Here is a 13,501-nt window from a genome sequence, read left to right on the forward strand (position 1 = left end):
TTCTGAAGGGCGGCCCCGATCCGTCCTCGGCCCCCCTCGCCATACTCAATGGTTTGCTTCATCACCCGCGCCCCCATTGCAATCGGCACCGCCAAGCCGATGCCGACACTGCCGCCGGCCGGCGCGATGATGCAGTGTTGATGCCGAGAAGGCGGACATCGGCGGTGACCAGGGTTACCGCGAGAAAACGCGACGAGACTGGCCGAGAAACAATGCAGGAAACAGCTCGATGTTGCCGGCCCGCGGGCTACTTCTTGGTCGGCGCCGAGGTGGCGCCGGCGATCGCTTGGCTTGCCAGATCCGCCTTGATGTCGCGTGCCAATTGCAGATGCTCGAGCACTGTCGGCAAAGTCTCCGAGGCGAAATGCTGAAGGTCGGCGTCCTGTCCCGAACCTATTTCCCATTCAAGCAGCTGCACCGTCTTCTGGTGATCGGTGATCTGCCCACTGATATAGGCAAGATCGAATTTCGCCCCGTCGAGCTTTTCAAGCTCGGTCCGTTTCCGCTCGTGCTCCTCGTCGAGCCCTTCCGGCAGCGGGATCTTATTGGTTTCGGCGAGCGATTTCAGTCTCGCGTTCGCCGCCGAGTGGTCGTCGACCATGCGGCCGGCAAATGCCGTGACGGCAGAGTTGCCGGACTTTTTCGCGAGCTTGCCGAATTCGACCTCGGCTGCGCCGCCGGCGGCGGCGAGCTGCGTGAACAGCCGGTCCTGATAATTGGTCTGATGAGGCGCCGGCTGTCCCGGCGCCTTCATCTGGGTATCCGGGGCCATGCCGGCTGGGTTTCCGATCTGGGCCAAAAGGGGCGATACCGAGAGAGCCGATGCTGGAAACACTGCCAATCCCAAAGCAGTTGCAAAAACACGCATGAGAACCTCCATCGAAGATGTGCCTGGGCCGGTCGGCCTGTGTCAAAGCGCGAGCATGTAGGCAACGAGGTCATTCTTCTCGTCTTGGGTGAGCTTGGTGCCGAGCACCAGGTTGAAGAACTCCACCGTATCGGCGAGTGTCATCAGACGGCCGTCATGCAAATAGGGCGGCGTGTCCTTTATGCCGCGCAGCGTAAACGGCTTGATCGGTCCGTCCGGCAATTCCACCATGTCGTTGAAGGTCTGCCCCGGCTTATAGAAGCGCTCCAGCTTCAGATCGTGCATGTTGTTGTCCATGAACGACGTTTGCGGGACATGGCATTGCGCGCAGCGGCCCTTGCCCATGAACACGCGCTCACCCGCCAGTTCCTGCCCGCTGGCCAAAGCGGGATCGAGCCGGCCGAACGGGTCGAGCTTCGGCGCCGGCGGAAAATCGATGATGTTCTGCATCTGCGCCATCATCGCCACCTGGTTTGTACGATCGGGCAGGTGGACGCCTTTCCTGGTCGCGCTGACATGGTCGCCGTTGAAGTATGCGGTGCGCTGCTCGAATTCGGTAAAATCCTCGACCGAGCGCAGCGACCGTTTCGACCCATGGATCTGCTGGTTGAACAGACCGCGCAGGCTGGTGGTGTCAAGACGGAAGCGCGCGGCCTGCGGCCTGACATCGGGCGTCAGATGAAAGGCAGCATTGGTGTTGAAGTTGGCATGGCAATCGAGGCAGGTTACGCCCAGGCTCTGCGCCGCCACCTTGCGGTCCTCGGTCTGATTGAATTCCTCCTGTGGGAACGGCGTCAGGAGAAGCCGCAGCCCCTCCATCTGAACCGGCGTGATGATGCCGTTCATGATTTCGTAGTAGTTGCGGATCGTCAGCAGCTCGCCGCGGGACACGTCGCCCAGTTCCGGATGGGTGGTCAGGAATATCGGTGACGGGAACTCTGGCGTGAGGTGATCGGGAAGATCGAAATCGACATCGAAGCGTCTCAGATCGCGCCCCTCCTGCCGGCCGATCTCACGAATTTCTTCTTCCGGGAAAACCTGTCCTCCGGTTGCCTGTTTGACATGGGGCAGCGGCAGAAGACCGATGGGCAGCAGGTTGCGGTCACGTATCTCGCCAGGGCTCATCTCCGCCAGGCCCTGCCAGGTCTGGTCCTTCGCCAGCTTGACCCGGACGCCGTCCTGGACAGGTTTTATCCCGCCCGACATCATTGTACCCGGCATCGCGCGATCCGACAGGTCGTATCGCTCCTCCAGCAAAGCCCTCTGGCGCGCCATGACGCGCGGCTTCTGCGCTTCGTCGTCGGCCTTGACGGCGGAGAATGGACGGGCGGGCAATGGTCGGTAGGTTGTATCGGGCGGCAGTGGATCCGATAGTGCGCTGAGGCTGGCGGCCGCAACGATTAGAGCGCACGGAATGCCTGCATTCACCACTCTGCGCATTTTGTCCCTCCATGGCTGAAGCGCCCCGAACCGCGCTGTCCGTGATTTGTTCCCACAGCGAGCGAGGAAACAGGGATCGAGCAGTTGCGCGATGCTTGCGGACAATGCCGGGCGCCGGACTAGCGAGGCTCGCCTGGCGACTCCCGTTTGCCCCGCCTTGCCAGCGCCAAGCCGCCAATCAGCATCAGTGCACCCCAAATCAGGAACCCGATGTCCCAATAGATCCACTGGTCCTGCGGGACGGTTTCGTTGACATGGTGGATGCCGAGAAGCTGGTGATCGATTACCCCCTCGACCAGGTTGAACATGCCGAAGCCCATGAGCATCGTCCCAAGCAACATCTTTCCCGACCACCAGAGATGAGATTTGTGCGCGGTGCGCCAGAGCACGATCAGACCAAGCACGACGAACACGTATGTGCCGGCGTGGAACAGTCCGTCGAGAAGCGTGTTGAACCGAAGGTTCTCAACACTGTCGTCGGGATAGCCGGCGCTGGTCGCTATATGGTGCCACTGAAGCAACTGATGCAGCACGATTCCATCAAAGAATCCGCCTAAGCCAAGCCCGAGCAGAATACCTGCCGACGTCGGAAATCGGCGATGCTGCGAAGCCATCGTCGCCATCCTTTTTCTCCTCGGGCAACCTAACTTCGGGCCAAGCCATGTGTTCCTCTACCCTGCGGGTGGATTCGCGCGCAGCTAAGGTCGCAAGAATCGGATGTTTAGGCAGCGGAAGCGCTGGCGATGACAACATCCATTCGAACAGATGAAAGGCTGCGCCTCTGGCGGAGAGAGCGGGCCGATCGGGCCGCTGTTCCGAGTTTTATGACACTCGACCGAGATCGCGGTTTCGCCTTCGACGCTCGATCATGCGCGCATTTCGACGAGCGACTCTAAGTTCGGCAAGCGTTGGTTGCCACCAGCCTCGGGAATGCTCCATCGGTCCAGCTTCATCACGAGCGGGCCATGTTTTGATGAGTTCCGTCAGCGTCGCCGAGCGCCACGTTCCCCACACGTAGTCGAAGTCTGCCCGCATCGCATGTGGATAGAAGGCGGCCAATCCTGGCGGTTCGACGACTTCACCTGACACATCGGTAAAGACGACAACACCGTACTGCTCTGTTGCGACGGGGCGGCCCGTCGGAGGCAAGTCTTCAGCTGGCAACGGATAGCGGTGGCGGCGGCGTTCAGCATATCGCAACCGCGTGGTTCTTTGAGCTTCCGAGTCCCTCTCAGCCTCGCGTCGCCGCTTCCTTTCCTCGGGCTCGTTACGTCGGGCAGCCTCTTCGATTGCCGACCACCGCCGCCGCAGTTCCTCATAGGACCGAAACGGCACGCGCCATGCCCGCAGTTCATCGTCCCAACTTGCCCAGGGAATGCCATGTAGTTCCCGAAGGGCGGTCCTCGAATATGGCGTCCGAATGCGCAGATCGTCGGCAACATCGAGATAGGGACTGGAGATCGGGTCGAACGCATAGGCGTCACGTCCCTTGCTGTCGGCGTGGGCCGCCAGCAACTCGGCCTCACGCGCCAGCCAACGGTCGACCCGACGGGCTGCCGTCTTGCCTGGTACAAACCAGCTCCTGCGCTCGTCGCTCCACCTCGCTCGCGGAAATGCCTCCCGAAATCGTTCGACAAGTATTCGGTCATAAGGAAAATTCGCCAAGGCACCGGGCGTGTCTTGTTTCTGCAGCGCAGGCTGAGGCTTGGATTCCTCCACGGTCGTGCCGTCAATAGTATTGGATTCGCAGAGAAACGCCCCGCCGGGCCTAATGGTTCACTCGCGAGTCACAAACGCGAGTGGCCGAGCTGTCGCCCGGTAGCGGGCAAGCATTCATTTACCTGCCTTCGACGGAGTTAAGGCAAAAGTCTCGAAAACTCCCGCACCTGGAACTGTACACGCCTACATTGCTAGACGGCACGCCTTCGTTCCGACAAAACTGCGAATCGCGGGGCCACTGGCAATCCGCAGGTCGGCGGGTTCAGGCAATGCTCATTGAAAGATGGGCCGCCGGCTTTCCTTTTGGCTGTAAAGCTCCGCGGGTTGTCGATCTCAGTTGTCGTCTCAAATTAATCGGCGGGGAGTGGCGACGCGGATGGCTGTAACACGCTACCATTTGGACGCACCAACATTGTCGGCGCCTCGCTTTTGTGTCGGAAAAGAAGACTTGCCTTTGTGTGATCACCTGTCGTGACCAGGGAAGAAGCAGAACAGGGTGTTCGCTACTTTTGCACAAAATGGGCTGAAGAGCGCGGGCTTCCTCAAACCAGAGAACCCAAGATTTTCCGATTTCTTTTCTTGGCTTGAGCAGAAGTCGCCGGGCTACTTGAAATTCCGAAGCAGTACTTCGGAGTTGCCGTAGCCCTGGAACGAGAACCGTGCAGCCACATCCTACGCGGCTGCAGGCCTGCTGCTTCGATGGGGACATGCTGGTCCGCAAGTTCCCGCCTATAAAAGGAAGTTCGCAGAAGCTTGCCGTCCCAAAATGTTACTCGCGTTAGAGACCTGCCATTGGCCATTGCGCGCTGTTCGAACGCCGCGGTTATTTAGAGCGATGGCTAGGCCACGCGGGCTGGTGATGCCGGACCGTTGGATGGAGGCGATGATGGGCAGCACGGTCTGGGCAAATCTGTCAGCTTCCCGGATCGAGATTTTACGGCCTCTGGCTGCAGCTTCTGCGGTGTTGGTCGGATTACCGAGTTTTAGCCCAGTGGTCTTGCGTGAGGCGAGGGCGGCTTTGGTGCGCTCAGAGATCAATCGACGCTCCTTCTCGGCCAGCGCCGCATACAGGTGAAGCATGAATGGATCGGCGTCGGCGCCGAGTTCGGCAACGATGAACGGCATCCGTTGCACCATCAGTCCGGCGATGAAGGCGACATCTCGAGAGAGACGATCGAGCTTGGCCACGACCCGCGGGCATTTTGTCTGGCGGGCAAAGGCGAGGGCGGCTGCAAGTTGCGGGCGGGCGATCCAGGGCGTCCGAGCCCTTGCCAGTTTCGACCTCGGTGAACTCCTGGATGACCACGATGTCCTCGGCATCAGCGAAGCGCGCGACCGCGGCACGCTGGGCCTCGATGCCCAAGCCTGAACGTCCTTGCCGCTGTGTAGAGACCCGATAGTAGGCGACCGCGCTCGTCATGCTGCTGTTTCCGGGGTGTTCAAACTGCAAACCACCGTTTGCAGTTTGCTCAAGGCCAGGACCAAGCTGACCGGAAACGCACGGCCCTGAGCGGCATGGCCGCCCGACTATCGGAGAAGGTCGGCAGGAGCCACGGCGCGGTGTTGGCCGCTTTCCTTCGTCGCGAACGGCTCCGGCCGACCGCTGTTGGCGTTGGCATCGGGATACCGCATGCCCGCCTGGACGGGATCGCCGCTCCGGCGGCGCCAAGCCTCAAGACCCCGAAATGGCCCCGGTAAATAGCGGAGCCAATGATTAGACGGCTCTAGTCGGGAACAAAGTCGAACACCCATGATTTGTACGTTGCCCAGAGTGACAGGACCGCTAGCTATCCAACGGGTGTTCCATGGATTCTCCAACGTTGCCTCCGCCACCTCCCACTGAACTCAGCCAAGCACTGAAACGCAATATCAAAGCGATTGAGGAGCGCCGGGCGAAGGAAGCAAGCGATGCAACTTTGGAAGAGAAAATCGCTCAGGCGATTACTTCTTTTACGGGCAGTATGCGTTTCGTGTACCTTCACTTGGCCGTGTATGGCGGCTGGATCGTCTCGAACTTGGGCTGGATACCGATCACTCCGCCCTTTGATCCGACATTCGTGATATTGGCTATGGTAGCTTCCGTCGAAGCCATATTCCTCTCGACCTTTGTACTGATCAGCCAAAACCGGATGTCAGCTGCCGCAGACAAACGGGCGGATCTGGACCTTCAGGTGAGCCTGCTGACGGAGCATGAACTCACAAAGCTTACTGAACTTGTGGATTCGATAGCGGATCGGTTGAATGCAAAACCAGCCTTAAGCGATGTAGAAGTCGGCGAGATTAAGAGGGACATTGCGCCAGAAGCAGTGCTGGACGAGATCGAATCGAAGCAGCGGGAGGCTGCGGAGAAGCTAGACCAGCGCTGAATCGACACAACGCCCTAGTGTCGTGATTTCGAAATTCGGTTGTTTTGATTTCCCTTCGGTCGAACTTCGAAAGCATGGGGCTGATGGCTGGGGCGGGCCATCAGCCTGCCTCGCCAGATGCCACACTCGCGGCCTGGCATGCATTGGCCTTGTCTTCCCGACCCTTCGCAGTGCGGCTGGTAGCCACCCGCGCAGGCGAACTTTTCCATGTAGAAGTGAAGGCTAAGCTGGTCGGTCTCGACCGGCTGAAGCTGCGCGCGGCCCAGATCAAGGAAGTGGCCACGGGGACGATCCGTGTGGCCAGCCTGTCGGCACTGGGGCATGGGCTAGTGCCGCGCGCCATCGTGGCTTTTTCGCGCAAGCATCCGCAGGTGCGCATCAGCTATCAGGTGCGCACCTCCAATGTGGTGCGCGATCTGGTGGCATCAGGCAGTTTCGACATCGGGCTCGCCGCTGACGAGGTGGACACGAGCGGTGTACTCCACAGCGTCTTCAACACGCCGCGCGCGGTTTGCGTGATGCCGAAGAACCATCGACTGGCGGAGAAGGCGGTGATCACGCCAACCGATCTCGCCGACGAGGCGTTCCTGGCATTGTCACCGGAGGACACGGTGCGGTTGCGATGGACAAAGTTTTCGCCGCGCAGGGCGTGCGCCCGCGCATCCTGATCGAGACCCCCTATGGCCTGACGATCGCAATTCTTGCTGCAAAAGGCATGGGAATCGGCCTGGTCAATCCGTCCGTTATCACCGACCGCATGATCGCTGGCATTATCGCGATACCGTTCGAGCCGGCGGTCCATTTCCGAGAGTTGATCCTGCGGCCGCCAGACGGCATCAACTCGGCTCTGATTACCGATGTCATGGCGGAACTCTATGCCGCGCGCAATGTGCTATCGACCGAAGAGTAAGGCAAAGAGTCGGTGCCGAGAAGCGAGGCAGGCGCGAAGATCTGTCCAATATCAGATGGGACGGATCGATCTCCCTGGGCCAGTCCGATCCGTATTATACGTGCTAAACTTTCTCGCAGATCGTGCCATGGGCAGAAAAGCGGTGTTGAGTGACATTGATGGTTACGCTTTGAAAAATAGAATGAAATGAGTCACATATCATATAGGCCGGCAATGTCAGTCTGTCCAATCTCAGTGTGGTTTGGAAACTGTGGATAAATGATTGAAAAATATAGGAAATTCGTCATCGCGCCTATGATGGATTGGACGGACCGGCACTGCCGGTTCTTTCATCGTCAGTTGACACGCCGGGCGCTGCTTTACACCGAGATGGTCGTGGCCGACGCGGTCATCCAGGGCGCGCGCGAGCGCTTACTCGGCTTCGACGATACCGAGCATCCAGTCGCGTTGCAGCTCGGCGGCTCCGATCCGCAGAAGCTTGCCGAGGCGGCGCGCATCGGCGAAGCCTTCGGCTATGACGAGATCAATCTCAATGTCGGCTGCCCGTCCGATCGCGTCCAGTCGGGCACGTTCGGTGCCTGCCTGATGAAGGCACCAGTTCTTGTCGCTGACTGCATTGCGGCGATGAAGGTTTCCGTCAGTATCCCCGTCACAGTCAAATGCCGGATCGGCGTCGACGAGCAGGATCCTGAGCCGGCGCTCGACGCGCTGGCGGACGGCGTTTTCGCGGCCGGCGCCGACGCGCTGTGGGTGCATGCCCGGAAAGCGTGGCTGGAAGGGCTGAGCCCGAAGGAAAACCGCGACGTCCCGCCGCTCGACTACAGCAGGGTCTATCGGCTGAAAGCCAGAAAACAAAACAAATTCATTGGCATCAATGGCGGTATTCAATCTCTTGAAGAAGCGCTCGACCACATTGATCACGTCGACGGCGCTATGCTCGGCCGCACCGCGTATCACACGCCGGGCATTCTGGCAGGCGTCGACGCCGCGTTTTACGGCGACAAACCCGACGCGCTCGATTTTGTCGCGCTGATCGACGCCATGGCGGATTATGCGGCGCACCATATCGAGCGGGGCGGGCGGCTTGGTCATGTCACCCGTCATATGGTCGGGGTGTTCCACGGCCTGCCGGGCGCGCGCCGCTACCGGCAGATCCTTTCCACTGACGCGACAAGGCCCGGCGCTGGACCGGATGTTCTGAAGGCGGCTTTCGCTGCAGTCGATTTCGGCAGGGCGGATGCGGAAGCAGCCTGACTGTTCAGTCGCGAAAGATCATGCGGCGCGTCTACGCAGTCCGTTCAGCAATCCAGAGGACCGTCGATAGCTGAGGCAAGTCGGGCTAAGCAGCGCGCGCCCGCTCGCCGTCCGGCATTTCTTCTCTGATCCCGCGTGCTGCGCTCCGGACGCGAAGGGCGTCGCGCTTCGGCGGCGCTTTGAACAGTCGGGCATAGTCGCGCGTGAATTGTGAAACGCTCTCGTAGCCCACCTCGAACCCAGAGCTGCTTGCCGAGAGGCCTTCATCCAGCATGAGGCGGCGCGCTTCGACCAGGCGAAGCCGCTTCTGGTACTGTCCCGGTGTCAGCGATGTCATCTGTTTGAAATGCTTATGGAAGGCGGTGAGGCTCATTGCCGCTGCCGCCGCCAGGCGTTCGGCGGACACGCGCGATCGGTACTCCGCTCTCAGGATCGCGATGGCCGCGGCGAGGCGGCTCGCGTGGCTTTCTGGATCCGCAAGTGCCCGCAAGGCGACGCCGTGCGGCCCCGACAGAAGCCAATAGTGCAGCTCATGCATGATTCCGTCGCGCAGGAGCGGTATCGCATCGGGCCGGTCCAGCAGCCTCATCAGCCGCGATGCGCAGTCCAGCGCCGCGGCTTCGGTGTCTTCGGCGAACAAGGTGCGTGTCTCGGACGGGCGTAGCGGGCGGACGCTGCCCAGTTGCGCCGTCAGCTCGCGCAGGATCGTCATCTCGAGCTCGACCGCTACGGCCAGATAGGGTTCGCTCCGGCTCGCCTGCACGATCCGCCCGACGACCGGCATGTCCGCGCTCACGATCACAGACTGCCCGGCGGAGAAGACCTGCTGCTCTCTTCCCACGGTCATGCGCTTGGCGCCCTGTAGGACCAGGCACACCAGGGGTCGATAGACTGAATGAAGATCGCCGGAAGGGGACTCGATGTACATCATCTTGAGACCCGGCACAGGCGTCACCGCCAAGCCATCGCTGTTGGCATGTCGACTGGCATAAGCCTGAGCGGCCTGTTTGAGCGAGTCCATGTGATCTCTCTCCTGTAGCGTGGCTCGATACCTAGCATACCGCGCGCGCAAACGTCACGTGGGCTGCAGAATCGAGCAAGTTTTGCGCATGGGTTGGCAAGCTCCTGGCCGGCCCGCGCGGTATGTAACGTCCCGACAAAAGCAAGTTCGCTACAAGGAAAGGAACTCCCAATGTCTGGACAGAACGAGGTGCCGAGACGAGCCGTGCTGGCGGTGGTCGCCATGGCTCCAGTAGCACTCGCGGTCGGGGCCGCCCGCGCGCAAACGACCGGTCAGGCGCCGGCATCGCGCGGCAAGGTCGCCCTGGTGACCGGCTCTTCCCGGGGCATCGGCGCAGCGACGGCCAGGCGCCTCGCTCGTGACGGCTATGCCGTCACCGTGAATTGCGAAAAGAACCGCGATCTCGCGGCCGGCGTAGTCCGGGAGATCGAGGCAACTGGCGGGCGCGCCATCTGGGTGCAGGCCGACGTCAGCGATCCCAGTGCAGTGCAACGCCTGTTCGAGGAAAACGAGCGCGCGTTCGGCGGCGTCGACGTTGTCGTGAGCAATGCCGGCATCATGCGGCTTGCGCCTTTCCGCGACATGACCGACGCCGATTTCAGCCGGATGGTCGACGTCAACCAGAAGGGCAGTTTCTACGTGCTGCGCGAGGCGGCGCGGCGCGTGCGCGACGGCGGCCGGATCATCGCGCTGTCCTCGAGCATCACTCAGCTGCGCAGCCCGACCTACGGAGCTTACGCCGCCACCAAGGCCGCGCAGGAACTCTACGCGAACATACTCGCCAAGGAACTTGAAGGCCGCATGATCTCGGTGAACGCCATGGCACCAGGCCTTGTGAACACAACCCTCTTCACCGACGGCAAGACCCCCGAGCAGATCGCCGGCTTCGCCGCTCGCACGCCACACAAGCGGCTAGGCGAGCCTTCCGACATTGCCGATGCGATCGCGGCGCTCTGCAGCGGGGACGGCGCCTGGATCAACGGACAGACGGTATTTGCAAACGGTGGCGTCGTTTGATCCCGAGCAGCTGGAATACATGGAGCACAGAACGATGAAAACGACGGGAAACACGATCCTCATCACCGGCGGCGGATCCGGTATTGGGAGGGAACTGGCGCTGCGCTTCAATGCGCTTGGAAACACTGTGATCGTCGCCGGACGGCGCGAGGAGGCGCTCGAGCGGACGATTGCCGGGCGTGAAGGCATGCACGCGATGGTCGGCGATGTCGAAGATTCGGAAGCAATCACAGCATTTGCCAAGCGCGTAGTCGCCGAACACCCGGCACTCAACATGCTCATCAACAATGCCGGTATCATGCGCCGCGAAGATCTGACCAGGACCCGCGATCTGCGCGACGCGGAGGAGACGATCGTCACCAACTTGTTCGGGCCGATCCGGCTCATCAACGCGCTAATCGACCACCTGGCGGCCCGGCAAAATGCCGTGATCGTCAACGTCTCGTCAGGCCTGGCCTTTGTGCCGCTGAGTGGCACGCCGACCTACAATGCCACCAAAGCGGCGATCCATTCCTATACGGTGTCGTTGCGCGAGCAACTCAAGGGCAAGGTCGAAGTGATCGAGCTTGCGCCGCCCGCGGTTCGCACTGAACTGACGCCCGGCCAGTCGACCCGCGAGGAGTATATGCCGCTCGATGCGTTCATTGACGAGGCGATGGCGTTGCTCAGTCGGCAGCCGACGCCGAAAGAGATCCTGGTGGAGCGAGTAGGCTTCCTGCGCTGGGCGGAACGGGAAGGCCGGTTTGATCAGGCAGTCGAGATGCTCAACACTCACTGAGCGGCGCCGAAGCAGCCTGACTGTTCAATCGCGCAAGATCATGCGGTCGCCGCGCACGTCAAAACCGGACAGCGAGCTGATGAAATTCATGCCGAGCAGGCTCTGGCCGAGCATGCCGGGCGCGGCAATCATGACCGACATGTCCTTGCGCACGATCCCGCCGATCGCCAATTCGTCGGTTCTCACGGCGGCGGCGCGCGCCATGCCATTGGCGGTAGAAACCGGTATGGTGAAATTGAGAACGGCTGGATTGAACCCAGCCGCTTGCGCGTCCTGCGCGGTCAGCACGGTGCTGGTTGCGCCGGTATCGACCACGGCCCGGACCGGCGTGCCGTTGATCATGATGCGCGCTTCGAAATGGCCATTGCCGGCCTTGTCCAGGGTCACGGTGGCGTGGCCGTCTTCCAACCCCAATGCCAGTGGACTGCCGGGAACAAGGCCGGCCGTTACCCGGCTGGCGACATCCTGCAACTCATAACGGTACTGATAGCCGGCGATCAATGCGAGCACGATGACGACCCAGGTGCCGAGATTGCGGGCCATGGCGCCCAAGGGCCTGCCTGATCTGAGCAGGCCGGCGCCGATGAGCGCGACCAATGCGCCAAGCCAGATCAGCCGGCTGAAATCGTAATTCTCGACGCCGAACGTGCTGCCGGCGGAATCGTTGAGCATGAGCAGGACCACGCCGGCCCCGATCACGATCATCAAAGTCCAGAAAAACCGGTTCATATATGGCTCACGAGAGGGCGTCGCGTTCGCGCGCGAGGCGGGTGCGGCGCGTTTCCCGACGCGGTCTGCGTTCAACCATCTCCAGTCGGGCCGGCAGCTCGGCCATGACGCTGCGGCGGACTTCAGGGGTCATCTCGATCCAGGCGCCGATTTCCTCGCGCGTGCGGCCGCACCCGAAGCAGAAGCCGGTTTTCATATCGATCGAACAGACCAGGATGCATGGGGATTCGATGGCCGTCATGATATTCTCTTGTCTCGCTTCCACATGGTGTAACGGCAAGGCCAATGCAAGCCCTCCGGAATGCGCCGCCGGCAACCGCTTTCGCGTCAATGCTGGCAGTTGTGCCTACGAAGCAAGGCGGCTATGCCGCTCACCAACTCCAGGGAATGATCACCAACGACATGACCAGCGCGCTGCCCTTCGACGATTTTCGCAATCTTCTGGCGACCCTGCCGCCGGCCGACGCGGCGGCCGAAGCCCGTGTCCGTGCGTTGTTTGCCAAGGCCGACAAACCCAAAGATTCGCTCGGCCGCGTCGAGGACATCGCCGCGTGGCTCGCCGCCTGGAGCGGCCGTGCGCCGCCGGCGGTGAACAGGCCGTTGGTGGCGATCTTCGCCGGCAATCATGGCGTCGCCCGGCACGGCATTTCGCCGCGGCCTGTCGCTGCTACGGCGAACGCGGTCGAGCTTTGCGCGGCGGGCGGTGCTGCGGTCAACCAGATATGCATTGCCAACGATCTGGGGCTGAAAGTGTTCGATCTTGCGCTGCACATTCCGACCGCCGACATCACCGAGGATGCAGCACTTGACGAGCGCGGCTGCGCCGCCACCATGGCCTTCGGCATGGAGGCAGTCGCCGGCGGCACCGATCTGCTTTGCCTTGGCGACCTCGGCGTCGGCAATTCCACTATAGCAGCGGCTTTGTTTGCGGCACTGTTCGGCGGCAAGGGTGCCGATTGGGTCGGATCCGGATCGGGTGCCGATGCGGCGATGCAGGCGCGCAAGGCCGAGGTGGTCGATGCGGCGCTAGTCCTCCACGGCACAAGTCTCAGGGACCCGCTCGAAGCGTTGCGCCGGGTTGGCGGCCGCGAATTCGCGGCGATCGCCGGCGCCATCCTCGCCGCCCGGATGCAGAAGATCCCGGTGCTGCTCGATGGACTGGCGGCGACAGCCGCCGCCGCGACACTGCATGCTGCCAACCCCGCCGCGCTCGACCATTGCCTGCTTGCCAGTCTGTCGCCAGAGCCTACGCACGCTCGGGCCGCCGGACGGCTCGACCTGCGCCCGCTGCTTGATCTCGGCGTGAGCCACGGCGAGGGGGCAGGGGCGGCCCTTGCCGCGGGTCTGGTCAAGGCAGCCGCGCTCACCAGTTCGGGCATGGCGGCGGCGGTTCGTTAGG

General features: G+C 61.7%; 15 protein-coding genes and 3 pseudogenes. 8 read left to right on the forward strand and 10 right to left on the reverse strand.

What is annotated here, in order from left to right; all coding sequences use genetic code 11:
* The 6 genes and pseudogenes from EOB36_RS34915 to EOB36_RS06355 form a co-directional block, all read right to left on the reverse strand.
* Window positions 1-172 (reverse strand): annotated as a pseudogene (locus EOB36_RS34915) (serine endoprotease DegQ); the annotation flags it as partial.
* A gap of 75 nt (window positions 173-247) precedes the next feature.
* Window positions 248-772, reverse strand: a complete 525-nt coding sequence (locus EOB36_RS06335; RefSeq protein ID WP_245329959.1) for a DUF4142 domain-containing protein — start codon at window positions 770-772, stop codon at window positions 248-250.
* A gap of 138 nt (window positions 773-910) precedes the next feature.
* Window positions 911-2,308, reverse strand: coding sequence for a cytochrome B6 (locus EOB36_RS06340; RefSeq protein WP_128284528.1), 1,398 nt, complete (start codon window positions 2,306-2,308; stop codon window positions 911-913).
* A gap of 119 nt (window positions 2,309-2,427) precedes the next feature.
* Window positions 2,428-2,931 carry a DUF2243 domain-containing protein gene (locus EOB36_RS06345; protein ID WP_095486887.1) on the reverse strand — a complete coding sequence of 168 codons (504 nt, stop codon included), beginning with the start codon at window positions 2,929-2,931 and terminating at the stop codon, window positions 2,428-2,430.
* 199 nt (window positions 2,932-3,130) lie between these two features.
* Complete coding sequence (locus EOB36_RS06350; RefSeq protein WP_245467643.1) at window positions 3,131-4,027, reverse strand: hypothetical protein; 897 nt, start codon at window positions 4,025-4,027, stop codon at window positions 3,131-3,133.
* A gap of 729 nt (window positions 4,028-4,756) precedes the next feature.
* A complete protein-coding gene (locus EOB36_RS06355; protein WP_292502941.1) occupies window positions 4,757-5,215 on the reverse strand; it encodes a recombinase family protein in 459 nt (152 codons plus the stop codon).
* On the opposite strand from EOB36_RS06355, the gene EOB36_RS35935 reads away from it, so the two are divergent.
* A complete protein-coding gene (locus EOB36_RS35935) occupies window positions 5,208-5,396 on the forward strand; it encodes a hypothetical protein (RefSeq protein ID WP_342587112.1) in 189 nt (62 codons plus the stop codon). The genes EOB36_RS06355 and EOB36_RS35935 overlap by 8 nt on opposite strands.
* Here the strand turns inward: EOB36_RS35935 and EOB36_RS35940 are convergent.
* Window positions 5,346-5,447: pseudogene (locus EOB36_RS35940) on the reverse strand (resolvase); the annotation flags it as partial. The gene EOB36_RS35935 and the pseudogene EOB36_RS35940 sit on opposite strands and share 51 nt — an antisense overlap.
* 38 nt (window positions 5,448-5,485) lie before the next feature.
* Here EOB36_RS35940 and EOB36_RS06360 point away from each other — a divergent pair.
* From EOB36_RS06360 to dusA, 4 genes and pseudogenes are all read left to right on the forward strand, one after another.
* Window positions 5,486-5,725 carry a PTS sugar transporter subunit IIA gene (locus EOB36_RS06360; protein ID WP_095486885.1) on the forward strand — a complete coding sequence of 80 codons (240 nt, stop codon included), beginning with the start codon at window positions 5,486-5,488 and terminating at the stop codon, window positions 5,723-5,725.
* A 107-nt stretch (window positions 5,726-5,832) separates the two neighbouring features.
* A complete protein-coding gene (locus EOB36_RS06365; protein ID WP_095486883.1) occupies window positions 5,833-6,393 on the forward strand; it encodes a DUF1003 domain-containing protein in 561 nt (186 codons plus the stop codon).
* Between the two features lie 83 nt (window positions 6,394-6,476).
* Window positions 6,477-7,303: pseudogene (locus EOB36_RS06370) on the forward strand (LysR substrate-binding domain-containing protein).
* Between the two features lie 261 nt (window positions 7,304-7,564).
* Window positions 7,565-8,557: a tRNA dihydrouridine(20/20a) synthase DusA gene (gene dusA / locus EOB36_RS06380; RefSeq protein WP_095486931.1), complete on the forward strand. Its 993-nt coding sequence runs from the start codon at window positions 7,565-7,567 to the stop codon at window positions 8,555-8,557.
* Window positions 8,558-8,642: 85 nt separating this feature from the next.
* Here dusA and EOB36_RS06385 read toward each other — a convergent pair whose 3' ends face one another.
* Window positions 8,643-9,578: an AraC family transcriptional regulator gene (locus EOB36_RS06385; protein ID WP_095486877.1), complete on the reverse strand. Its 936-nt coding sequence runs from the start codon at window positions 9,576-9,578 to the stop codon at window positions 8,643-8,645.
* Between the two features lie 171 nt (window positions 9,579-9,749).
* Here EOB36_RS06385 and EOB36_RS06390 point away from each other — a divergent pair, with 171 nt between their 5' ends.
* Entirely contained in the window at window positions 9,750-10,595 is an 846-nt protein-coding gene (locus EOB36_RS06390) for an SDR family oxidoreductase (protein WP_095486875.1), read from the forward strand.
* 34 nt (window positions 10,596-10,629) lie between these two features.
* Window positions 10,630-11,373 (forward strand): SDR family oxidoreductase, encoded by a 744-nt coding sequence (locus EOB36_RS06395; protein WP_095486929.1) that lies wholly within the window; start codon window positions 10,630-10,632, stop codon window positions 11,371-11,373.
* A gap of 24 nt (window positions 11,374-11,397) precedes the next feature.
* On the opposite strand, the gene EOB36_RS06400 is transcribed toward EOB36_RS06395, so the two are convergent.
* Window positions 11,398-12,102, reverse strand: a complete 705-nt coding sequence (locus EOB36_RS06400; protein ID WP_095486873.1) for a TIGR02281 family clan AA aspartic protease — start codon at window positions 12,100-12,102, stop codon at window positions 11,398-11,400.
* 7 nt (window positions 12,103-12,109) lie between these two features.
* A complete protein-coding gene (locus EOB36_RS06405) occupies window positions 12,110-12,343 on the reverse strand; it encodes a DUF1289 domain-containing protein (RefSeq protein WP_164547208.1) in 234 nt (77 codons plus the stop codon).
* Between the two features lie 161 nt (window positions 12,344-12,504).
* Here EOB36_RS06405 and EOB36_RS06410 point away from each other — a divergent pair, with 161 nt between their 5' ends.
* Entirely contained in the window at window positions 12,505-13,500 is a 996-nt protein-coding gene (locus EOB36_RS06410; protein WP_095486927.1) for a nicotinate-nucleotide--dimethylbenzimidazole phosphoribosyltransferase, read from the forward strand.
* The last annotated feature ends 1 nt before the right edge of the window (window position 13,501 follow it).

Origin of the sequence: Mesorhizobium sp. M6A.T.Cr.TU.017.01.1.1 (assembly GCF_004023115.1) — a bacterium.
GTDB classification, from domain to species: domain Bacteria; phylum Pseudomonadota; class Alphaproteobacteria; order Rhizobiales; family Rhizobiaceae; genus Mesorhizobium; species Mesorhizobium mediterraneum.